Origin of the sequence: Micromonospora sicca (assembly GCF_003172935.1) — a bacterium.
Classification (GTDB): Bacteria; Actinomycetota; Actinomycetes; order Mycobacteriales; family Micromonosporaceae; genus Micromonospora; species Micromonospora sicca.
In genome coordinates this window covers 25,253-46,135 of record NZ_QGKS01000406.1, presented here as the reverse complement: position 1 = coordinate 46,135, position 20,883 = coordinate 25,253, and the positions used below count along the sequence as shown (strand labels likewise).

Genomic DNA, 20,883 nt, shown 5'->3' with positions numbered 1-20,883 from the left:
TCGGCGGGCACCCCTGCCGGTCGGGCTGCCGTTCGCTCTCAGCGGATCGGGGCATGAGCGTCGATCCGGCCGCGTTGCCCCCGTCATGGACATCGAGCACACCGAGCGGGCGGAGGACGCCGCCCTGGACGCGTACTCCCGGGTGGTGACCGGCGTGGCGGCACGGGTGCTGCCCAGCGTCGCCGCCCTGTCGGTGCGGACCCCGCGCGGGGCCGGCGCCGGCTCGGCCGTCACCATCGACGCCGAGGGCCTGCTGCTGACCAGCGCCCACGTTGTGCAGGGCGCCGCGGGCGGCTCGGCCGCCTTCGGCGACGGCACCGAGACCCGGTTCCGGGTGGTCGGCGCCGACCCGCTGTCGGACCTGGCCGTGCTGCGGGCCGAGGAGCCGGCGGTGCCGCCGGTGGAGCTGGGCGACGCGGACGGCCTGCGGATCGGGCAGCTCGTGGTGGCGGTCGGCAACCCGATGGGGCTGGCCGGCTCGGTCACCGCCGGGGTCGTCTCCGGGCTGGGCCGGTCGCTGCCGGCCCGGGACGGGCGACTGGTCCGACTGATCGAGGACGTCATCCAGACCGACGCCGCGCTCAACCCGGGCAACTCCGGGGGCGCGCTGGCCGACTCCACCGGCCGGGTGGTCGGGGTGAACACCGCGGTCGCCGGGTACGGCCTCGGGCTGGCCGTGCCGATCAACGCCACCACCCGGCAGATCATCGCCGACCTGACCGCCACCGGCCGGGTCCGGCGGGCCTGGCTGGGCGTCGCCGGGGTGCCGGTGCCGCTGCCCCCGGAACTCACCGAACGGACCGGGCAGCGGCGCGGCCTGCGGGTGGTGGAGGTGGTCCCGGGCAGCCCCGCCGGGCTGGCCGGGATCTACCTGGGGGACATCATCGTCTCTGCGGGCGGCCGGCCGGTGCAGGACGGCCAGGGCCTGCAACGGCTGATGCTCGGCCCGGCCATCGGCACCCGCCTGGCGGTCACCGTGCTGCGCAAGGGCGCCTTCGTCGACGTGGTCGCCGTCCCCACCGAACTGACCCGCTGACGACGACAGGGCCGTTCCCGGCGGGGAGCGGCCCTGTCGACCGGGGTCAGCGGGCGCCGAGGTGGGCGAGGAGGTCCTGGCGGGTGAGCACGCCCTTGGGCTTGCCGTCGACCAGCACCAGCGCCGCGTCGGACTTCTCCAGCAGGCCGACCGCCTCGCTCACCGGCTGGCCGCCGCCGATCATCGGCAGCGGCTCGCCCATGTGCCGCTCGATCGTGTCGTGCAGGTGCGCCTGGCCGGTGAAGAGCGCGTCGAGCAGGTCCCTCTCGGCGATCGAGCCGGCCACCTCGCCGGTCACCACCGGCGGCTCGGCCTTGAGCACCGGGAGCTGGGAGACGCCGTACTCGCGCATGTAGTCGATGGCGTCGCGGACCGTCTCGGTCGGGTGCACGTGCACCAGCTCGGGCAGGCCGCCCGGCTTGCTGGCGAGGGCGTCCGCGACGGTCGGTTCGGTGCCCGAGTTGTCCAGGAAACCGTACCGGGCCATCCACTTGTCGTTGAAGATCTTCGACAGGTAGCCTCTGCCGCTGTCCGGCAGCAGCACCACGATCACGTCGTCCGGGCCGGCCTTGCGGGCCACCTCGAGGGCGGCCACCACGGCCATCCCGCAGGAGCCGCCGACCAGCAGCCCCTCCTCACGGGCCAGCCGCCGGGTCATCTCGAAGGACTCCTTGTCGGAGACCTCGACGATCTCGTCGGGGACGCCCCGGTCGTACGTCTCCGGCCAGAAGTCCTCACCGACGCCCTCGACCAGGTACGGCCGGCCGGTGCCGCCGGAGTAGACCGAACCCTCCGGGTCCGCGCCGACGACCCTGACCCGGCCCTCGGACGCCTCCTTCAGGTAGCGACCGATGCCGGAGATGGTGCCGCCGGTGCCGACGCCCGCCACGAAGTGGGTGATCTCCCCCTCCGTCTGCTTCCAGATCTCCGGCCCCGTGGTCTCGTAGTGCGAGCGCGGGTTGGCCGGGTTGCTGTACTGGTTGGGCTTCCAGGCGCCGGGGATCTCCCGGGCCAGCCGGTCGGAGACGTTGTAGTAGGAGCGCGGGTCCTCCGGCGCGACGGCGGTCGGGCAGACCACCACCTCGGCGCCGTACGCGCGCAGCACGTCCTGCTTGTCCTGGCTGACCTTGTCGGGGCAGACGAAGACGCACTTGTAGCCCTTGAGCTGAGCCACCAGGGCCAGCCCGACGCCGGTGTTGCCGCTGGTCGGCTCGACGATGGTGCCGCCCGGCTTGAGGATGCCCGCGGCCTCGGCGTCCTCCACCATCCGAAGCGCGATCCGGTCCTTCACCGAACCGCCCGGGTTGACGTACTCCACCTTCGCCAGCACCGTCGCCTGGATGCCCTCGGTGACGTTGCGCAGCCGTACCAGCGGGGTGTTGCCGATCAGCTCGACGACGTTGTCGTAGTACTGCACCTCGTTGTGCCCTTCGTTGCGGCGCCGGCGACGGCGGCCGGGCAGACGTACTTCTCGACGCCCAGGGTACGTGCCGTCAGGGCGTGACATGTCCGGGGATGACCGAGCTGCGACGCGCCTCCCACTTCAGGAAGCGTTCGGTCTCCGACAGCACGCTGCCCGCCAACCAGGTGACCATCACCGCGTCGTCCACCAGCCCGAAGATGGTCAGGAACAGCTCCGGGACCACGTCGACCGGGGAGACCACGTACGCCGTCGCCGCGGTCATCATGGCCAGCCGCAGGCCGCCGTCGTACTCCCCGCGGGCGGTCGCCCTGATCATCCGGGGCAGCGCGGCCAGCCGCTCGCCCAGCGACGGCCCTCCCCGCGCGCCCGCCATGAGTGCCCGGGCCAGCGCGGTGAACGCCGCGCTCCGCTTCAACGTCTTCCCCATCGTCTGCGCCCCTTTCCGCTCGACCAGCGTGCCGCCCCGGCGCAAGCCCCGCGCCGCTCGCCGGCCGGACCGTCGGTCGGCGGCCCTGCCGCAGGAGGTACCCAGAACCGTCGTCTCCCAGCCGCGAACCAGCCGACGCGAGGAGAGCGGGGTGTCGGGCCGGCGCGATAATGTCGGCTCATGGGGGACGCTGGATCCGTCGTACCGGCCGGCTGGCAGCGCGCCCGGCGGATCGCCCGGGTGGCGGCGATCGGCACGGGCGCCACGGTGGCGGCCACCGTCGCGACGGGTGGAGTGCTGCTCGGTCAGGCCCGCCAGGCGAGGCGGACCATCCCCATGGCCGAGGCGCCCCCGCCGCGCTGCGACGGGACGTACGGCGCCAAGTTCCCCGGCCCGCCGCTGACCATGGTGATCCTCGGCGACTCCTCCGCCGCGGGCTACGGCGTGCACCGCCGCCGGGAGACCCCGGGCGCGCTGCTGGCCACCGGGCTGTCCCGCCGGCTGCACCGGCCGGTGCGGCTCCACCGGTACGCCGTGGTCGGCTCCCTGTCGGCCGGTCTCAAGCCGCAGGTCGAGTCGGCCCTGGAGGTCGAACCGGACATCGCGGTGATCCTGATCGGCGGCAACGACGTCACCAACCGGACCCCGCCGGCGCTGGCCGTGCGCTACCTGGTCGACGCGGTCCGCACGCTGCGCGCGGCCGGTTGCGAGGTGGTCGTCGGCACCTGCCCCGACCTGGGCGCGATCCGGCCCATCCAGCCGCCGCTGCGCTGGCTGGCCCGGCGCTGGAGCCGGCAGCTGGCCGCCGCCCAGACGGTGGCGGTGGTCGAGGCGGGCGGCTCCACGGTCTCCCTGGGTGACATGCTGGGTCCCCGGTTCGCCGCCGAGCCGGCCCGGATGTTCGCCTGGGACCGGTTCCACCCGTCCGCCGAGGGGTACGCGGTGGCCGCGGCGGCGCTCCTGCCCACCGTGCTCTCCGCGCTCGGGGCGGGCCAGGAACGCCGGGCGGCGGCCCCCCTTGGCGAAGGCGTACGGTCGCTGCCGGAGGCGGCCCACGAGGCGGCCCGGCACGCCGGCACCGAGGTCAGCGGCACCCAGGTCCGGGGCCGGGACCGGGGGCCGGGCGGCCGCTGGGCGCAGCTGCGGCGGCGGGCGTTCTTCGGCGTCGGCGCGGTGCCGCAACCCGGTCCCGCCGCCGACTCACCAACACTGGAGGGACTGGCATGAGCGAGCTGACCGGCACGTGTGCCGCCGACCGCCGGGCGGTGACGGCATGACCGAGCACCACGAGCTCGCGTTCCGGCTGGGTCGGGCCGCGGCGCTCTCGCTGGTCGCCGGCACGGTGGGCGGGGCCGCCGTCCTCGCCGGCCAGGCCATCGCCGCCCGCAACCGCCGCTACGCCCAGCCGGAGCTGGGCCTCGCCCTGCGCGCCACGGTCGGCCGGGCGGGTGCCCCACCACTGCGGCTGGTGCTGCTCGGCGATTCCTCGGCGCTCGGCGTCGGGGTGGAACGCTTCGAGGAGACCGTGGGCGGCCAGCTCGCCCACCTGCTCGCCGAGGGCCCGACCGGCCGGCAGGTGCACCTCTCCAGCGTCGGCGTCGCCGGCTCCCGCTCGACCGACCTGGCCACCCAGGTGGCCCGGGCGCTGCTGGGCGAGCGTCCCGACGTGGCGTTGATCCTGGTCGGCGCCAACGACGCCACCGCGATGACCCGGCCGGCGGACGCCGCGGCCTACCTCGGCTCGGCGGTGCGCCGGCTGCGTGAGGCGCACGTCGAGGTGGTCGTGGGGACCTGCCCCGACCTCGGCGCGGTCCGCGCGGTGGCGTCCCCGCTGCGGCAGGTCCTGGGCTGGTCCGGGCGGCGGGTGGCCCGCGCCCAGACGACGGCCGTGCTGGACGCGGGCGGCAGCGTGGTCGACCTGGCCACCGAGACCGGGCCGGTGTTCCGGGCGGACGCCGGGACGCTCTGCCACGACGGTTACCACCCGTCCGCCGACGGCTACCGGGTCTGGGCGCACGCCCTGCTGCCGGCGGTCGAGGCGGCGGCGACGGTCGCCTCCCGTCACCACCACTGACCACCGCGGGCGGCGTGACATTTCCCGCCCGGTGAGCGACTTCCGCCGTAAGTTACCCGCGGGTTAACGTTGGTTCATGCCGATTGAGTCGTCCCGCGACGCCGTCATCGTCGCCACCGCCCGGTCCCCCATCGGCCGCGCGTTCAAGGGTTCGCTGCGTGACGTCCGTTCGGACGACCTCGCCGCCACCATCGTCCAGGCCGCCCTGGCCAAGGTCCCCGGGCTCGACCCGACCGAGATCGACGACCTGTACCTGGGCTGCGGTCTGCCCGGCGGCGAGCAGGGCTTCAACATGGCCCGGGTGGTCGCCACCCTGATGGGCCTCGACGGCCTGCCCGGCGCCACCCTGACCCGCTACTGCGCCTCCTCGTTGCAGACCACCCGGATGGCGATGCACGCGATCCGGGCCGGCGAGGGCGACGTCTTCATCTCCGCCGGCGTCGAGATGGTCTCCCGGTACGCCCGGGGCAACTCCGACACCCTGCCGCCGGAGGCGCAGGCGCTGGTCGGCGGCGGCTGGGAGAACCCGCGCTTCGCGGCGGCCCACGAGCGGTCGGAGGCCCGCGCGCGGGGCGGCGCGGAGGTGTGGACCGACCCGCGGGAGGACGGCCGGCTTCCCGACATCTACCTGTCCATGGGGCAGACCGCGGAGAACCTCGCCCAGGTGTACGACGTCACCCGCGAGGACATGGACGCCTTCGGCGTGCGCAGCCAGAACCTGGCCGAGAAGGCGATCGCCGACGGCTTCTGGGCCCGCGAGATCACCCCGGTCACCACGCCGGACGGCACCGTGGTCAGCGCCGACGACGGCCCGCGCGCCGGGGTGACCCTGGCGGCGGTCGCGGGCCTGAAGCCGGTCTTCCGCCCCGACGGCCGGATCACCGCCGGCAACTGCTGCCCGCTCAACGACGGCTGCGCCGCAGTGGTGATCATGAGCGCCCAGCGGGCGGAGGACCTCGGGCTGACCCCGCTGGCCCGGATCGTGTCGACCGGCGTCACCGCGCTGTCGCCGGAGATCATGGGCCTCGGCCCGGTCGAGGCCTCCAAGCAGGCCCTCAAGCGGGCCGGGATGACCATCGACGACGTCGACCTGGTCGAGATCAACGAGGCGTTCGCCGCCCAGGTGATCCCCTCCTACCGGCAGCTCGGCATCCCGGAGGAGAAGCTGAACGTGATGGGCGGCGCGATCGCCGTCGGCCACCCGTTCGGCATGACCGGCGCCCGGATCACCGGCACCCTGCTCAACGCCCTCGAGTGGCACGACAAGACCATCGGTCTGGAGACCATGTGCGTCGGCGGCGGCCAGGGCATGGCGATGGTGCTCGAACGGCTGAGCTGAGCCCGCTTCGGCGTTCCCGGGTCCGGGTACCGTTCCGACATGGCGACGGTCGTGGAACGGGAGCGCAAGTACTCCGGTGACGAGGGATTCCGCCTGCCGGACTTGACGGGGTGCGGTGGCGTCACGACCACGTCGGACGCCACCGCCTTCGACCTCGACGCGGTCTACCTGGACACCGCCGACCTCCGGCTGGCCCGCAGCGGGTTCGCGCTGCGCCGGCGTACCGGCGGGCACGACGCGGGCTGGCACCTGAAGGTCGGCTCGGCCGGCGGCGACCGGACCGAGTACCAGTTCCCCGCCGGGCCGGACGACACCGACCCGCCGGCGGAGCTGGTCGCGCTCTTCCGGGCCGCGTCCCGGGGACGGCCGGTGGCCCCGGCGGCGCGGATCACCACCCGTCGGACCGAGCGCCGGCTGCTCGACGGGCGGGGCCGGGTGCTGGCCGAGGTCGCCGACGACACCGTCGAGGGACGAGACCTGGTCACCGACGAGCGGCAAGCCTGGCGGGAGATCGAGGTCGAGCTGGTCGACGGCGACGACGCGCTGCTCGACGCGGTGGACGCCCGGCTGCGGGCGGCCGGCGCCCGCCCGGTGCCGGTCTCCAAGTCGCACCGCGCGCTGGCCACCCGGCTCGCCGCCCCGGCGGCCACCCCCGATCCCGGCGCCGCGCCCGTCCTCGACTACGCCCTCGCCCACCGGGACGTGCTGATCGCCAACCACCCCGGCGCGCTGGGCGGCGGCGAGGACGCGGTGCACGACATGCGGGTCGCCGTCCGCCGGCTGCGGTCCACCCTGCGGACCTTCCGCGGGCTGTGGGACCGCCGGGAGAGCGAGTGGCTGCGGGCCGAGCTGCGCTGGCTCGGCGCCCAGCTCGGCGCCGTCCGCGACACCCAGGTGATGGCCGCCCGGCTCACCGACGCGGTGCACGCCGAGCCCGCCGACCTGGTGCTCGGCCCGGTCGCGGCGCGGATCTCCGCCCGGTTCGCCGCGGACCTGGCCACCGCCCTGGACGAGCTGCGCGCGGCGCTCGACTCCGACCGGTACACCGCCCTGCTGGCCCGGCTGGACGCGCTGCTGGAGGGGCCGACCGCGCGGACGGTCGACGCGCGCTGGGTCGCCCGGCGGGTGCGCCGGGCGGTGACCCGGGCGGACGACCGGCTGGACCGGGCCCTCGCCGGTGACCGGCCGGACGACGCGGCGGAGGACGTCGCGCTGCACGAGGCGCGGAAGGCGTACAAGGCAGCCCGGTACGCCGTCGAGGTGCGCGAGCCGGCGGTCGGGAAGCCCGCCGGCAGGCTGGTCGACCGGCTCAAGGACCTGCAGGACCTGCTCGGCGCGCATCAGGACTCGGTGGTCACCCGCGAGGTGCTGCGGCGGCAGGCGCTGCGCGCGTACGCCGACGGCGAGAACACCTTCACGTACGGCATCCTGCACGCGCGGCAGGCCGCGACGGCCGGCCGGGACGTGCGGGCCGTCGCCCGGGCCCGCGACCGGGCCCGGCGGCGGAAGCTGCGGCGCTGGCTGAAGCGCTGACCGCCGCCGCGCCAGCGGTCCGCCGGCAGCCGCGCGGTCAGAGCGCCGAGCGGGTCCTGCTGACCGCCTCGGCGGCCCGGTCGAGCACCGCCTCCGGCGGCCCGGCCGCCAGCAGATCGGCCGCGACCACCCGGAGCTGGTCCGGCAGCACCAGGTCGTTGCCCAACCGGGGTACGTCCCGGCGCGGCCCGCCCTCCACGTCCGCCGCCAGGTTGGCGAGCTCCTGCACCAGCTTGTGCACCAGGTCGGCCCGGGACACGTTGCCGCCCTCGGCCGACGCCGACCACCGGGGCTGCTGCCAGTGACCGACCTGACGGACCAGCAGATCCACCGCCCGGTCCAGTTCCGCTGCGCTCATCGCCGCCGAGTCTACGAGGGGCCGGCGGTCACCGGCGCAGGTAGCTGAGCAGGCGCAGGATCTGCCAGTACAGGAAGATCAACCCGACCAGCAGGCCGAACGCGCAGAACCAGGCGTACCGGCGGGGCAGGCCGGCCCGGACCGACCGCTCGACCAGGTCGAAGTCGAGGATGAAGCTGAACGCCCCGGCGATGATCGCCACCACCGAGATGAGGTACGGCAGCCAGCCGACCCGACTGGTCAGGCTGTACGCCTCCACCCCTTGCCGGCCGGTGAGCAGGTAGGTGACCAGGTTGACCAGGCTGATCGCGAGGATGCCGATGAGCGCGCCGGCGACCAGCCGGGCGAGCCGCGGGGTGGCGCGGATGAGCCGGGCCCGGTAGAGCAGCGCCATGCCCAGGAAGACGCCGAAGGTGCCGATCACCGCCTGCACCACGATCCCCGGGTAGATCAGCTCGAAGGCCCGGCTGGCCACACCGAGCAGCAGCCCCTGGAGCACGGCGTACGCCGCGATGAGCGGCGGGTTGGTGATCTGCTTCAGCGAGATGACCAGCACCAGCACCAACCCGGCGATCGCGGTTCCGGCCAGCGCCGCCGAGAGCCACACCGCCTGCGGGACCACCACCCAGGCGACGGCGGCGGTGACGCCGGTGAGCAGCAGCAGGCCGACCGTCCGGGTCACCACGTCGTCCACGGTCATCGCCTCGGCGGCCCCGACCCCGAGCACCTGGCGTTCGGTCCGGCCGACGTCGTCCAGTCGGGTCAGCACCGGGTTGGCACTCCGCACCGCGACCTCCTCGCCCGACGTACCCCCGGGTCCCACTCTGCCCCGGGCGGCCCGGCGGCGACGGGAAAACGACAGCGCCCGCCGCCGCTGTCGCGGAGGCGGGCGCCGGGATCGGGCGGCGGGCGGGTCAGTCGTCGCCCTGGAAGTAGCTGAGCAGGCGCAGGATCTCCAGGTAGAGCCAGACCAGGCCGACCACGATGCCGAAGGCGGCGATCCAGGAGTAGCGCTGCGGGAGCCCCATCCGGACGCCCTCTTCGATCTCGTGGAAGTTGAGCACGAAGCTCAGCGAGGCGACCACGATGCAGACCAGGCTGAAGCCGATGGCCAGCGGGCTGCCGTCGCGCAGGTGGGTGTTGACGCCGAAGAGGGCGAGCACCAGGTTGATCAGCATCACCGCGAAGAGACCGACCATGACCGAGATCATGATCCGGGCGAACTTCGGGGTGGCTCGGATGATCCGTGCCTTGTAGATCACCGCCATCAGGAAGAAGACGCCGAAGGTCGCCACCACGGCTTGCAGCACGATGCCGTCGTAGAGCGACTCGAACGCCTTGCTGACCATGCCGACGAAGACGCCCTCGACGACCGAGTACGCCACGACCAGCGCCGGGTTCGCCATCCGCGAGAACGAGATGATCAGGCCGAGCGCCAGGCCGACGACGGCGGCGCCGATCCAGGCGACACCGACCAGAGCGTCGGGCACGAGCACCCACGCCGCCGCGGCGGAGGCGCCGAGGAGGCCGAGCAGCATGACCGTCTTGACGACGACGTCGTCGAGGGTCATCGGGGTCACGGTGGGCGGTGCCGCCGGGTAGCCGGTGCCGGTCGGGTACTGCTGCTGGTAGGGCGCGTACTGCTGCGGGTAACCGGGCTGTCCGTACGGCCCGGGCTGGGCGTACCCGGCCGCCCGCTCACGCTCGGCCGCCTGGCCGAGCCGGGCGAGCACCGGGTTCGAGGTCTTCACTTCTCAGGCCTCCCTCAGGGGGTCAGTGCACGTGAACGTGCACCCTCAAGGGTAAACGGGGCTCGCAGCCCACGCCGGGCGGAAAGCTGTGGGAAAGCTGAGAGTCTCGGTGCCCGGGGCGGGGGTCGAACCCGCACGCCTTTCGGCAGCCGCTTTTAAGGCGGCCGTGTCTGCCGTTCCACCACCCGGGCGGGTGACACCGGCGCGGCGACACGCGGCGGTGCAGTCTCACCGTAGTCGTTGCGCCCGGACCCGGCGTACCCCGTGCTGGTCGCGCCACTATGGTCGAGGCCGTGACCAGCGCAGCCCGCACCGCCCCCGGGCCCGACCCCGGCCAGGCTGTCCGCCTCGAACCGGAGGTCGCCCGCCCGTCCCGGTCCGCCCAGCTGCTGGCCACCGCGGTCCGCTATCGCGCGGACCTGCTGGCCGGGCTGCTCTTCGCGCTGCTGGCGGGCTGGCTCACCCACGGGCTGTGGCCGTCGCCCGGGCAGCGGATGCTCGCGCTGAACCCCGAGGACCAGACCCTCTACGAGTGGTTCCTGGCCGTCGACTCGCGCGCCCTGCTCGGCGACTTCAGCCTGCTCACCGACCGGCTCAACGCGCCGGACGGGGTCAACCTGATGACCAACACCACGGTGATCGCGCTCGGGATGCTCCTCGCCCCGGTCACGCTGCTGGTCGGCGCGCCGGTCACCTTCGCGCTGCTGGCCGCCGGGAACCTGGCCGGCACGGCGGCCGCCTGGTACCTGCTGTTCACCCGGACGCTGCGGGCCCGCCGGCTCGCCGCCGGGCTCGGCGCCGCACTGTGCGGCTTCGGCCCCGGCATGATCTCGCAGAGCAACAGTCACCTGCACATGACCGCGCAGTGGCTGGTCCCGGTGATCGTCTGGCTGGTGGTCCGGCTGCTCCGGGCCGCCGACCCGGCCGGCACCCTGGACGGGCCGGACCGCCGCCGGCTGGCCACCTCGGCGGTCGGGCTGGCGGCGGCAGTCACCGTCCAGGTCTTCGTCGGCGAGGAGGTGCTCTTCCTCGCCGCGCTCACCCTGCTGGTGATGACCGTCGCCTACGCGGTGACCGACCGACCGCTGTTCCGGCGAGCCCTGCCCACATTCGGCGGCGGGTTGATGCTCGCCGCCGGCCTGGCGCTGCTGGTGCTGGCGTACCCGCTCTGGTACCAGTTCGCCGGGCCACAGGGGGTCGCCGACGGGATGTTCAGCCCGCACTACTTCTCCGCCGACCTGAGCAGCTGGTGGACGATCTCCCCACTCTCGGTGCTGGGCAGCGACACCTCGTCCCACCTGACCACCGGGCCGGCCGAGTACAACACCTTCCTCGGCTGGCCGCTGCTGCTGGTCACCGGCGCCTGCGCGGTCTGGCTCGGCCGCCGGCCGGTGGTCGTCGCCTGCGTCGCCGGGGCGCTGGTGATGGGCGTGCTGTCACTCGGCCCCGAGCTGGTGATCTCCGGCGAACGGACCGCGCTGCCCGGCCCGTACGCCCTGCTGGGCGGCCTGCCGGTGGTGGACGGCGCGCTGCCGATGCGGTTCGGCCTCGCCCTGCTGCCGCTGGCCGGCACCCTGCTGACGCTCGCGGTGGACCGCGCCCTGCGCGAGCCCGGCCGGGCCCGGCGGCTGGTCCCCCTGGCGGTCGGCGCGGCCCTGCTCAGCGTCTTCCCGGCGCCGCTGCCGACCACGGAGCGGCCGGCGTTGCCGGCGTTCGTCACCGCCGGACACTGGCGGCAGTGCGTACGCCCCGGCGGCGTGCTGGTCCCCGTGCCGCCCGCCACCCCGAAGGACCCGGGGCCGATGCGCTGGGCGACCGCGGCGGACGCGGAGTTCGGCATGCCGGAGGGCTTCTTCATCGGCCCGTACGGCCGGGGCGGCTCGGCCACCATGGGCACCTACAAGCGCCCCACCTCGGCACTGTTGGCCGAGGTGGCCAAGCGGGGCGTTCCGGCGGCGATCGGCGACGAGCAACGGCGGCAGGCCGCCCGGGACGTCCAGTTCTGGGGGGCGTCGTGCGTGGCGCTGACCGACGACGCCCCGCACGCGCCGCTCCTGCACAAGACGCTGGAGCAGCTCTTCGGCCCCGGCACCCGGATCGCCGACGCCTGGACCTGGCGCTTCTGACCCACCCGCGGGCGCCACTCACGTCCGAACAGAAGCGCCGGCTCACCGAGGTGTTGCGTGGGTTGAAGCAGAGCGAGACGAAAAGGGTCCGCCGCCACGACAGCCGTGGCGACGACCCTTCCGTACTAACTCAGCTGCGCAGCGCGCCGACCGGCAGGGAGGCCTCGGCGAACTCCTCACGCGGGTCGTGCAGCTGGCCCAGCGCGACCACCTCGCGCTTCAGGAAGAACGCCAGCGACCAGTCGACCACGACCCGGACCTTGCGGTTGAACGACGGGATCCGCGACATGTGGTACGTCCGGTGCATGAACCACGCCGGCCAGCCGGTCATCTTGATCCCGTAGACCTGCGCCACGCCCTTGTGCAGGCCGAGGCTGGCCACGCTGCCCGCGTGCTTGTGCTTGTAGTTGACCGGCTCGCGACCGCGGATCACGTTCACGATGTTGTCGGCCATCCGGGCGGCCTGCCGGACCGCGTGCTGTGCGCTGGGCGAGCAGAAGTTGCCCGGCTCCTTGGTCAGGTCCGGCACCGCGGCGCAGTCGCCGGCGCTCCAGGCGCCCTCGACGACCCGGTCGCCGTCCACGATCTGGAGGGTGGGCAGGCAGGTGACCCGCCGGCGCTCGTCGCGCGGGAAGTCCGTGGCGTCCAGCATCGGCGACGGCTTCACACCGGCCGTCCAGACGATGGTGTCGGAGCGGAAACTGTCGCCGTCCGAGAGCTTGACCATCCCGTCGACGCAGGACTCCAGCCGGGTGTCCAGCCGGATGTCCATGTTCCGCTTGAGCAGCTCCTGCACCGTGTAGGCGCCCATGTCCCGATCGACCTCGGGCAGCACCCGCTGGGTGGCCTCGACCAGGACCCAGCGCATGTCCTCCGGCTTCAGCTCCGGGTAGTAGCGCATCGCGTCCCGGGCCATGTCCTCCATCTCGGCCAGCGCCTCGATGCCGGCGTAGCCACCGCCGACGAAGGTGAAGGTCAGCGCGGAACGGCGGACGTCCGGGTCGGTCGTGGCGGCCGCCACGTCGAGCCGGTCCAGCACGTGGTTGCGCAGGTAGATGGCCTCGCCGATGGTCTTGAACCCGATGCCGTGCTCGTGCAGGCCCGGAATCGGCAGCGTCCGGGACACCGAGCCGGGGGCGACCACCACGTGGTCGTACTGGATCTCCCGGGTCGGGCCGCTGATCGGCTGCACGACCGCCGTCTTCCGGTCGTGGTCGATCCGGGTCACCGTGCCGGCCACCACCTTGCACCTGCGCAACTCCCGCCGCAGCGGCACCACGGAGTGCCGGGGCGAGATGTTGCCGGCCGCCGCCTCGGGGAGGAACGGCTGGTAGGTCATGTGCGGCTGCGGGTCGACGACGACGACCTCGGCCTCACGGGAGCTCAGCTTCTTGGACAGGCGCAGAGCGGCGTACAGGCCGACGTGCCCGGCACCCACGACAAGGATCCGCTTCGGATTCACGTCATCTATCTTTCCCCGGGCGGCTCGGCTAATCCCGTTCGAGACCCCCTTCTGTGACCGAGCACAACACCTGTGACCTGCACAACGTCCTGTCCGTCCCGTTATCTGCGACGCAACAGCCACCCGAGCAACGCGCTGACGGCCACCGCGACCAGCAGTCCCGCCACCGTGGCCGCCTGGAAGCCCCGGTCCGCCCCCGCCCCGCTGAGCCCGGCCAGCAGGATGCCGAGCACCGCGCTGGCGAGCACCACCGCACCGGCCCGGGCCAACCACCGCAGGATCAGATCCGGGTCGACCACCCCGTCGAAGGGCAGCAGCGCGACCAGCGCGCAGAGGGTGTGCGCCAGGTAGAGCAGCGTCGCCACGCCGAGCAGCCGCCACAGCGCGATCGGCCGGTCGAAGCCGGCCGAGGCCAGCAGCCACCCACCGACCGTGACCAGCGCCGCGAAGGTCGGCCAGACCCGGCGCGGCCCGACCGCCGGCAGCACCGCCACCACCGTGAGGGCCAACAGCGCCCGCGGCGCGAAGACCTGCACGGGGTACGCCAGCAGGAAACCGACCAGCACGGTCAGGAAGATGGCGGCCCGGACCAGCAACGGAGCCAGGCTGACCCGGGTGGCCGCGTACCGCACGGCGCGGACCCGTTCGTTCACCGCCTCCAGCATGTCGTTCATCGGGTACCCACCCGGGGGGCGGTGGCCAGCCGGGCGACGTCCCGGAGCACCTGGTCCAGGCTGCCCGCGCCGGCCCAGCGCACCACCGGCACACCGTGCTCGCGGAGCTGACCGATCATCGTGTCCCGGTCCAGCCGCCACAGCCGGTACGCCACCTCGGCCCAGCCCCGGTCCTTCGGCGGCGGCAGGTCGGCCGGCAGGGTGTCCACCGCGACCACGAACCGTCCGCCCCGGGCGAGCCGGGCCAGCATCTGCGCCGACCGCTCGTCCAACAGCGGGGTGAGCACCACCACCAGCGCGTCGACGGAGAGCACCTGCGGCCCGAAGACCTGGTCGTACGGCTCGTGCGGGGAGGCCTCGGCGTGCACGTCGAGCAGCCACTCCAGCACCGTCAGGTACTGCCGGCGTCCGGTGGCCGGGCGCAGCCGGCGGGCGGCCGGACCGTACTCCAGCATCGCCACCCGGTCGCCCCGGTGCAGGTAGTGCTCGCCGATCGCGGCGGCCGCCCGGACCGTGGTGTCGAGCACCGACGCGGGACCGTTGACACCCCCGGAGCGGCCCGCCTCCGCCAGCACGTCGAGCAGCACCACCACCTCGGCGTCCCGGTCGGAGAGGGTGGCCGCGACGTGCAGCTGGCGGGCCCGCAGCGAGACCCGCCAGTCGATCCGGCGCAGCCGGTCACCCGGGGCGAAGACCCGCACCCCGGCCAGCTCGCCGCCCTCCCCCGGCCGCCGGGAATGGTGCGCGCCGACCAGCCCGGCCGCGCGGGGCATCGCCTCCACCGCCTCGAACGGCTCGGTCCTCGGGTAGACCCGCATCCGCACCGGGTCGGTGATCACGGCCCGGGAGACCAGCAGCCCGTCCGCGCTGGCGACCCGGGCGCCGGCCGGACCGATCGGGTGCCGGCCCCAGCGCAGCGCCGTACCGGACAGCTCCAGGTCGACCGCCGTGCCCCTCGGCACGGAGGTGACGAAGGGCCGGTCGGCGCCCCCGGCGCGGGCCACCTGCAGGCCCGTCCCGCCGAAGCCGACCTTCTCCACCCGCAGCCACGGCGACATCCGGGTCCGCACCACCGCCACGTCGTACGACACGGTGTCCGGGTTGCCGACGGCGACCGTGGCGGTCATCGGGCCGCCCTCCACCAGGTGTGCGTCTCCGGTGCTGATCTCCAGCTGGGGCCCGGCGGTGGGCCGTCGGCGCAGCGCGTACGCGGTGCCGAGGGCGAACGGCGTGGCCAGCACCACCAGGTCGACCCGGCCGAACAGCACCGCCGCGATCAACAGCAGCCCGGTGAGCAGCACCGCCCGGCCGAGCGCCCAGGTGGGCGCCCAGCCCGTCGCCGGCTCCGGGTCGTGACGGCTGGCCATCAGCGCCCGGGCCGCCCGGCCGCGTAGCTGGGCAGCGCGCCGCTGGCCGGGGCGGGCGTCTGCTCGAGGACCTCACCGACGACGAAGGACGGGTCGACCCGGCGCAGCCACATCTCCGGGCGCAGCGTGATCCGGTGGGCCAGCGCGGGCACCGCCACCTCCTTGACGTCCTCCGGCACCACGTAGTCCCGGCCGGCGAAGACGGCCCGGACCCGGGCCAGCAGCAGCAGCGCCAGCGAGCCGCGCGGGGAGGCGCCGACCAGCGCGGACGGGTGCTCCCGGGTGGCCGCGGTGAGCGCCACGATGTAGCGGCCGATCGAGTCCTCGACCACCACGTCCTCCAGCGCGGCCTGCATGGCGCGCAGCGTGGCGGCGTCCACCACCGGCTTGATCTCGGCCTCCTCGCGACGGCGGGCCATTCGCCGGCGCAGCACCTCCCACTCCTCCTCGTGGTTCGGGTAGCCGAACGACACCCGGAGCAGGAACCGGTCGAGCTGCGCCTCCGGCAGCGGGTACGTCCCCTCGTACTCGATCGGGTTGGCGGTGGCGAGCACGTGGAACGGCTCGTCCAGCCGGTAGGTGACGCCTTCGACGGAGACCTGCTTCTCCTGCATCGCCTCCAGCAGCGCCGACTGGGTCTTCGGCGGCGTCCGGTTGATCTCGTCGGCGAGCAGCAGGTTGGTGAAGACCGGGCCGGGCCGGAACGAGAAGTCGCCGCTGCGCTGGTCGTACAGGAAGGAGCCGGTGACGTCGGCGGGCAGCAGGTCGGGGGTGAACTGGAGCCGGCGGAAGTCCAGCCCGAGGGCCTGCGCGAAGGAGCGCGCGGTCAGCGTCTTGCCCAGCCCGGGCAGGTCCTCCAGCAGCACGTGCCCACCGGCGAGGATGCCGGCGAGGACGAGTTCCAGCGCCTCCCGCTTGCCGACCACGACCGTGCCGACCGCGTCGAGCACCGCCCGGGCCAGTTGGCCCACCTCGGCGGGGGGCATGCTCCGGTCCACGTCGTTCATCAGTACTCCTTCGAGGAGCCCTCGCCCTTCAGGGCGGGGAGGAATCGAACTCCTGCGGAGCAGGGCAGGGATAGCCGGTTCGCCGGCAAGGCGGACCGGTGGCCCCTCCCGAGAGCCCGCAGATTGTCACAGGGCGATGCGATAGTTCGGTAGCCATGAAGACCACGCGGGTGAAGCGGGCATTCAAGTACCGCTTCTATCCGACTGAGGCGCAGGCAGCCGAGCTGTCGCGCACGTTCGGATGCGTGCGGAAGGTTTACAACCTCGCGTTGGCGGCCCGTACGGAGGCGTGGACTCTCCGGCAGGAACGCGTCAGCTACAACGCCACGTCGGCGATGCTGGCCGAGTGGAAGAAGACCGGGGAACTGGCCTACCTCAACGAGGTCTCCTCGGTTCCGCTTCAGCAGGCCCTGCGGCACCTTCAGACGGCCTTCACAAACTTCTTCGCCAAACGCGCGCAGTACCCGCGTTTCAAGTCGCGGAAGAGATCGCGGAAGTCGGCGGAGTACACCACCAGCGCTTTCCGCTTCCGCGACGGCATGCTGACGCTGGCGAAGATGGGGGAGCCGCTGCACATCGTGTGGTCGCGCCCTCTCCCGGAGGGTGCGAAGCCGTCGACGGTGACAGTGTCCCAGGACAGCGCGGGCCGCTGGTTCGTGTCCGTGCTGTGCGAGGACCAGACCCTGCAGCCGCTGCCCCCGACCACCGCGGCGATCGGGATAGACGCCGGGCTTGACCGCCTGCTGACCCTGTCGACCGGGGAAAAGATCACCAACCCTCGGCATGAGCGGCGTGACCGTGCCCGGCTCGCCCGCGTCCAGCGGGAGCTGTCGCGGAAGGTCAAGGGCTCGGCGAACCGGGACAAGGCCCGCCGCAAGGTCGCCAAGGTTCATGCTCGCATCGCCGACCGGCGACGCGACCACCTGCACAAGATCACCACTCGGCTTGTTCGTGATAACCAAACGATCGTGATCGAGGACCTCACCGTTCGGAACCTGCTGAAAAACCACACACTCGCCCGCGCCATCAGCGACGCGGCGTGGCGCGACTTTCGCAGCATGCTGGAATACAAGACCCAGTGGTACGGCCGTAAGGTGATCGCGGTCGACCGCTGGTTCCCCTCCTCCAAACTGTGCTCGACCTGCGGAACCGTACGGGACACGATGCCGCTGCACGTCCGGACCTGGACGTGCGACTGCGGCGCCATCCACGACCGTGACGTGAACCCGGCGCGAAACATTCTGGCCGCCGGGCTGGCGGTGTCTGCCTGTGGAGCTGGTGTAAGACCTCAACGGGAGCCCTCCCGGACAAGGCGGTCGGTGACGAAGCAGGAAACCTCACGGGCGACCGTGGGAATCCCGGTCCTTCAGGGCCGGGAAGATGTCAACACAGCTTCTCCAGTTCGGTGACGATCGCCGCGAGGTCGCGCGGCGACGGGCGGCGGCGGGAGGGCGTGCTGAGGAACGTCCACAGCGGCTCCCCTAGCAGGGTGCGGGCGCGGGCCGGGTCGGACTCGCGGGTGATGCCGTGCTTCTGGCGCAGCCGCTCGTCGGCCAGCTCGCCGATCCGGGGCAGGACCCGCTCGGTGAACCGCTCGCGGTTGCCCGCGCACCAGTCCAGCGGGCGTTCCCACCCGTTGATCGCGGCGCGCAGCGCGTCCCGGGCGGCCCAGTTCCAGCTGCCCGGCTCCTCGCCCGCCGGCGCACGGTAACCGGCCCGGGGCGGCGGCGGGGGCGACAGCGCCCCGGTGACCCGCCGGACGGCGAGCAGCGCGAGCACACCGGCGACGACGATCCACAGGGAGACCTGGAGGCCGACCACCCGTAGGCCCGCCACGACGACCGCCACGATCGCCGCGGTGACCAGGAGGGCACGCAGCACCAGGCGCACCGGGCCACCGCGGGACTGGACGGCCGGTCCCGCCGGCTCCTCCTCGAACGACAGCAGGTCGTCGATGCTGGTACTCACGGCGCCACCTCGGTTCGCGACTGCGGGGCTCGCAGGACCGGCTCACTCCTCGCGCTCACGGCGCCACCTGGCCGGCGAGGTTGGTCAACTCGCCGCGCAGCCGGCGCAGCGCCGCCCGGGCCTGGTCGCGCATCCGCTCGTCGACGGTGTGCGTGGCGTACCGGGCCTCGCGGTAGACGTGCGCGAACCCGTCCAGCACGTCCGCGCTGGCGATCGCAGGGACGCCGGCCGCCGGGTCGCCGCGCAGCAGCCGGCTGACCAGATCGGTCGGGGTGTCCCCGGCGAGCCGGGGCACGCCGGCCTCCTCGGCGGCCTCCTCCAGCCGGACCCAGCAGGCGATCACCGCGGTCCGCGGGTCGGTGGCCCGGTCGTCCAACTCCACCAGGCCCGCGTCGAGCGCGGCCACCACCTCCCGCGCGGTACCCTCGGCGGTACGCCGGGCCCGCTGCGCCGGGATCGCCCGGGTGGTCCGCCGCAGCGCGCCGCGGACCAGCGTCCAGCCGACGTACCCGATGGCGAGCAGGGCCGCCAGGCCCAGCACGACCATGGCGGCGGTGACGATCCAGTCCGGGATCTGCGCCTGGGTGGCCTCGGCGCCGTCCCTCGGCTCGACGGCGATCGACGGCGCGGGCTCGGCTGAGGGGTAGTCCGGCACGTAGGGGATGTTGTCGGCGGCGGGCGGGATCCGGCTGGCCCCGATCGAGGAGTGCCCGGCCGCCAGCGCGGCGACGGCCAGCAGGACGGTCACCGCCGCGATCGGCCACCACCTGCGCAGCACGCCGAGGTCCATCCCACCGCCCCACGCATCCTCAGTCCACCCCGGCCAACTGCTTCGCCCGGGCGAACACGTCGTCCAGCATCCCTGGTGTCAGCCGCCCGGTGAAGGTGTTCTGCTGGCTGACGTGATAGCAGCCGAGCAGCGCCGGTGCGGAGCCGCCGGACCAGTGTGCCCCATGGCCGAAGGCCGGTCGCGGACTGGGCGGCCGGACCCCGTACACGTCGCGCAGCACCGGCCACCACGCGGCCCAGGCGAAGGCACCCAGCGCGACCACGACGCGCAGGGTGGGCCGGATCAGCGCGACCTCCCGGTGCAGCCACGGCGCGCAGGTGTCCCGCTCGGCCGGGGTGGGCTTGTTGTCCGGCGGTGCGCAGCGCACCGCGGCGAAGATGCGGGTGTCCCGCAGGGTCAGGCCGTCGTCGGCGGCCACGCTGGTCGGCTGGTTGGCCAGGCCGGCGCGGTGCAGCGCGGCGAAGAGGACGTCACCGGAGCGGTCCCCGGTGAAGATCCGGCCGGTGCGGTTGCCGCCGTGCGCGGCCGGTGCCAGCCCGAGGATGGCGATCCGCGCGTCGGCGGCGCCGAAGCCGGGCACCGGGCGGCCCCAGTACCGCTGGTCGCGGAAGGCCGCCCGCTTGACCCGGGCGACCTCCTCCCGCCAGGCCACCAGGCGCGGGCAGGCGAAGCAGTCGCTCACCGCGGCGTCGAGGTCGGCGAGGTCGGTCGCCCGCGCGGCGCGGGCGACCACCTCGTCGGGCGTACGCGGCTCAGCCAAGCTTGGCCCGGAAGAGTTCCAGGGTGCGGGCCCAGGCGGTGGCGGCGGCCCGCTGGTCGAACTTCTCCGGCCGGTCCTCGTTGAAGAACGCGTGTGACGTGCCCGGGTAGTCGTAGGTCTGGCAACTGCCGCCGGCCGCCTCGATGGCCCGGCGGGCGGCCTGCACGCCGTCCGCGGACGCGAGGCCGTCCTCTTCGGAGCAGTGGATCAGGGCGGCCTTGCCGGCGTAGTCGGCCCAGTCGGCGCGCATCCCCTCCCAGGGCAGCCGGGGGTAGAAGCCGGCGGCGGCGACGATCCGCTCGGAGAACGTCGCCGACCAGAGGGCCAGGCTGGCGCCGGCGCAGAAGCCGGCGCAGCCGACCTTGCCGGTGACCTCGGGACGGCCGGCGAGGTATTCCGCCGCGGCGGCGATCTCCGTCGCCGCCTCGTCCATCTGCGGCCCGTTCAGCATCTGTCGCGGCTCGGTCGGCTTGCTGGCCGGCTCGCCGTGCCGGAAGTCCGGGGCGAGGGCGACGAACCCCGCCTCGGCGAAGCGGTCCACCACCGCCCGGACGTGGGGCACGAGACCCCACCAGTCCTGGATGACGATGACCGCCGGGCTGGCCACACCGCCGGAGGGTATCGCGAGATACCCCTCGCTCGTCCCTCCGTTGCTGGTGAAGCTCACCGTCTCGCCCATGGCCCGTCCTCCTAGCGGTCAGTCATCGTTGGCTGGTCGCCCAGTGGTCCTACGTGCGGGTAGCCTGCCACGCCGCGACCACGCCGGGGAAGACGCGAGAACAGTGGCA

At 73.7% G+C, this 20,883-nt stretch carries 20 protein-coding genes and 1 tRNA gene; 7 read left to right on the top strand and 14 right to left on the bottom strand.

Annotated features, from left to right (window positions below; genetic code table 11):
* Nucleotides 1-85: 85 nt before the first annotated feature.
* Nucleotides 86-1,036 (top strand): S1C family serine protease, encoded by a 951-nt coding sequence (locus DKT69_RS31660; RefSeq protein ID WP_109805097.1) that lies wholly within the window; start codon nt 86-88, stop codon nt 1,034-1,036.
* 46 nt (nt 1,037-1,082) lie between these two features.
* On the opposite strand, the gene DKT69_RS31655 is transcribed toward DKT69_RS31660, so the two are convergent.
* Both DKT69_RS31655 and DKT69_RS31650 read right to left on the bottom strand, forming a co-directional pair.
* Nucleotides 1,083-2,453 carry a cystathionine beta-synthase gene (locus DKT69_RS31655; protein WP_109805096.1) on the bottom strand — a complete coding sequence of 457 codons (1,371 nt, stop codon included), beginning with the start codon at nt 2,451-2,453 and terminating at the stop codon, nt 1,083-1,085.
* Nucleotides 2,454-2,529: 76 nt separating this feature from the next.
* Nucleotides 2,530-2,886, bottom strand: a complete 357-nt coding sequence (locus DKT69_RS31650; protein WP_109805095.1) for a YkvA family protein — start codon at nt 2,884-2,886, stop codon at nt 2,530-2,532.
* Nucleotides 2,887-3,066: 180 nt separating this feature from the next.
* Here DKT69_RS31650 and DKT69_RS31645 point away from each other — a divergent pair, with 180 nt between their 5' ends.
* The 4 genes from DKT69_RS31645 (at nt 3,067) to DKT69_RS31630 (ending at nt 7,832) form a co-directional block, all read left to right on the top strand.
* Entirely contained in the window at nt 3,067-4,113 is a 1,047-nt protein-coding gene (locus DKT69_RS31645; RefSeq protein WP_109805094.1) for an SGNH/GDSL hydrolase family protein, read from the top strand.
* Between the two features lie 46 nt (nt 4,114-4,159).
* Nucleotides 4,160-4,960 carry an SGNH/GDSL hydrolase family protein gene (locus DKT69_RS31640; RefSeq protein ID WP_109805093.1) on the top strand — a complete coding sequence of 267 codons (801 nt, stop codon included), beginning with the start codon at nt 4,160-4,162 and terminating at the stop codon, nt 4,958-4,960.
* Nucleotides 4,961-5,036: 76 nt separating this feature from the next.
* On the top strand, nt 5,037-6,299 hold the full coding sequence (locus DKT69_RS31635) for an acetyl-CoA C-acetyltransferase (RefSeq protein ID WP_109805092.1): 1,263 nt from the start codon (nt 5,037-5,039) through the stop codon (nt 6,297-6,299).
* 39 nt (nt 6,300-6,338) lie between these two features.
* Complete coding sequence (locus tag DKT69_RS31630; protein ID WP_109805091.1) at nt 6,339-7,832, top strand: CYTH and CHAD domain-containing protein; 1,494 nt, start codon at nt 6,339-6,341, stop codon at nt 7,830-7,832.
* A 37-nt stretch (nt 7,833-7,869) separates the two neighbouring features.
* Here the strand turns inward: DKT69_RS31630 and DKT69_RS31625 are convergent, their stop codons facing one another.
* From DKT69_RS31625 to DKT69_RS31610, 4 genes are all read right to left on the bottom strand, one after another.
* On the bottom strand, nt 7,870-8,190 hold the full coding sequence (locus DKT69_RS31625) for a hypothetical protein (protein WP_109805090.1): 321 nt from the start codon (nt 8,188-8,190) through the stop codon (nt 7,870-7,872).
* A gap of 28 nt (nt 8,191-8,218) precedes the next feature.
* Entirely contained in the window at nt 8,219-8,977 is a 759-nt protein-coding gene (locus DKT69_RS31620; RefSeq protein ID WP_109805089.1) for a Bax inhibitor-1/YccA family protein, read from the bottom strand.
* Between the two features lie 127 nt (nt 8,978-9,104).
* Nucleotides 9,105-9,941 carry a Bax inhibitor-1/YccA family protein gene (locus tag DKT69_RS31615; protein WP_109805088.1) on the bottom strand — a complete coding sequence of 279 codons (837 nt, stop codon included), beginning with the start codon at nt 9,939-9,941 and terminating at the stop codon, nt 9,105-9,107.
* Between the two features lie 110 nt (nt 9,942-10,051).
* Nucleotides 10,052-10,132: transfer RNA gene (locus DKT69_RS31610), tRNA-Leu, on the bottom strand.
* Between the two features lie 102 nt (nt 10,133-10,234).
* Between DKT69_RS31610 and DKT69_RS31605 the strand changes: the two genes are divergently transcribed.
* Nucleotides 10,235-12,067 (top strand): hypothetical protein, encoded by a 1,833-nt coding sequence (locus DKT69_RS31605; protein WP_236648476.1) that lies wholly within the window; start codon nt 10,235-10,237, stop codon nt 12,065-12,067.
* 130 nt (nt 12,068-12,197) lie between these two features.
* Here the strand turns inward: DKT69_RS31605 and DKT69_RS31600 are convergent, their stop codons facing one another.
* From DKT69_RS31600 to DKT69_RS31585, 4 genes are all read right to left on the bottom strand, one after another.
* The gene (locus DKT69_RS31600) at nt 12,198-13,529 is read right to left on the bottom strand and encodes an NAD(P)/FAD-dependent oxidoreductase (protein ID WP_109805086.1); all 1,332 of its coding nucleotides are present in this window, start codon (nt 13,527-13,529) and stop codon (nt 12,198-12,200) included.
* A 101-nt stretch (nt 13,530-13,630) separates the two neighbouring features.
* Complete coding sequence (locus DKT69_RS31595; protein ID WP_375373484.1) at nt 13,631-14,191, bottom strand: hypothetical protein; 561 nt, start codon at nt 14,189-14,191, stop codon at nt 13,631-13,633.
* An 8-nt stretch (nt 14,192-14,199) separates the two neighbouring features.
* A complete protein-coding gene (locus DKT69_RS31590) occupies nt 14,200-15,570 on the bottom strand; it encodes a DUF58 domain-containing protein (protein ID WP_109805084.1) in 1,371 nt (456 codons plus the stop codon).
* Entirely contained in the window at nt 15,570-16,577 is a 1,008-nt protein-coding gene (locus DKT69_RS31585) for an AAA family ATPase (RefSeq protein WP_109805083.1), read from the bottom strand. Before DKT69_RS31585 ends, DKT69_RS31590 begins: the two co-directional genes overlap by 1 nt.
* A 155-nt stretch (nt 16,578-16,732) precedes the next feature.
* On the opposite strand from DKT69_RS31585, the gene DKT69_RS31580 reads away from it, so the two are divergent.
* Nucleotides 16,733-17,986: an RNA-guided endonuclease InsQ/TnpB family protein gene (locus DKT69_RS31580; RefSeq protein WP_109805082.1), complete on the top strand. Its 1,254-nt coding sequence runs from the start codon at nt 16,733-16,735 to the stop codon at nt 17,984-17,986.
* On the opposite strand, the gene DKT69_RS31575 is transcribed toward DKT69_RS31580, so the two are convergent.
* The 4 genes from DKT69_RS31575 to DKT69_RS31560 are packed head-to-tail and all read right to left on the bottom strand — an operon-like array spanning nt 17,961 to nt 20,774.
* Nucleotides 17,961-18,545 (bottom strand): hypothetical protein, encoded by a 585-nt coding sequence (locus tag DKT69_RS31575; protein ID WP_109805081.1) that lies wholly within the window; start codon nt 18,543-18,545, stop codon nt 17,961-17,963. The two genes, DKT69_RS31580 and DKT69_RS31575, sit on opposite strands and share 26 nt — an antisense overlap.
* A 55-nt stretch (nt 18,546-18,600) precedes the next feature.
* Entirely contained in the window at nt 18,601-19,335 is a 735-nt protein-coding gene (locus tag DKT69_RS31570) for a DUF4129 domain-containing protein (RefSeq protein WP_109805080.1), read from the bottom strand.
* 19 nt (nt 19,336-19,354) lie between these two features.
* Nucleotides 19,355-20,068 (bottom strand): uracil-DNA glycosylase, encoded by a 714-nt coding sequence (locus DKT69_RS31565; RefSeq protein WP_109805079.1) that lies wholly within the window; start codon nt 20,066-20,068, stop codon nt 19,355-19,357.
* Nucleotides 20,069-20,087: 19 nt separating this feature from the next.
* A complete protein-coding gene (locus DKT69_RS31560; RefSeq protein ID WP_109805078.1) occupies nt 20,088-20,774 on the bottom strand; it encodes a dienelactone hydrolase family protein in 687 nt (228 codons plus the stop codon).
* Nucleotides 20,775-20,883: the final 109 nt, after the last annotated feature.

Excerpts from the sequence above, each read along its gene's own strand:
- DKT69_RS31640 (WP_109805093.1), top strand. The coding sequence starts at position 4,160 with ATGACCGAGCACCACGAGCTCGCGTTCCGGCTGGGTCGGGCCGCGGCG.
- DKT69_RS31580 (WP_109805082.1), top strand. The coding sequence starts at position 16,733 with ATGAAGACCACGCGGGTGAAGCGGGCATTCAAGTACCGCTTCTATCCG.
- DKT69_RS31590 (WP_109805084.1), bottom strand. The coding sequence starts at position 15,570 with ATGGCCAGCCGTCACGACCCGGAGCCGGCGACGGGCTGGGCGCCCACC.
- DKT69_RS31560 (WP_109805078.1), bottom strand. The coding sequence starts at position 20,774 with ATGGGCGAGACGGTGAGCTTCACCAGCAACGGAGGGACGAGCGAGGGG.
- DKT69_RS31585 (WP_109805083.1), bottom strand. The coding sequence starts at position 16,577 with ATGAACGACGTGGACCGGAGCATGCCCCCCGCCGAGGTGGGCCAACTG.
- DKT69_RS31645 (WP_109805094.1), top strand. The coding sequence starts at position 3,067 with ATGGGGGACGCTGGATCCGTCGTACCGGCCGGCTGGCAGCGCGCCCGG.
- DKT69_RS31635 (WP_109805092.1), top strand. The coding sequence starts at position 5,037 with ATGCCGATTGAGTCGTCCCGCGACGCCGTCATCGTCGCCACCGCCCGG.
- DKT69_RS31660 (WP_109805097.1), top strand. The coding sequence starts at position 86 with ATGGACATCGAGCACACCGAGCGGGCGGAGGACGCCGCCCTGGACGCG.
- DKT69_RS31650 (WP_109805095.1), bottom strand. The coding sequence starts at position 2,886 with ATGGGGAAGACGTTGAAGCGGAGCGCGGCGTTCACCGCGCTGGCCCGG.
- DKT69_RS31570 (WP_109805080.1), bottom strand. The coding sequence starts at position 19,335 with ATGGACCTCGGCGTGCTGCGCAGGTGGTGGCCGATCGCGGCGGTGACC.
- DKT69_RS31630 (WP_109805091.1), top strand. The coding sequence starts at position 6,339 with ATGGCGACGGTCGTGGAACGGGAGCGCAAGTACTCCGGTGACGAGGGA.
- DKT69_RS31625 (WP_109805090.1), bottom strand. The coding sequence starts at position 8,190 with ATGAGCGCAGCGGAACTGGACCGGGCGGTGGATCTGCTGGTCCGTCAG.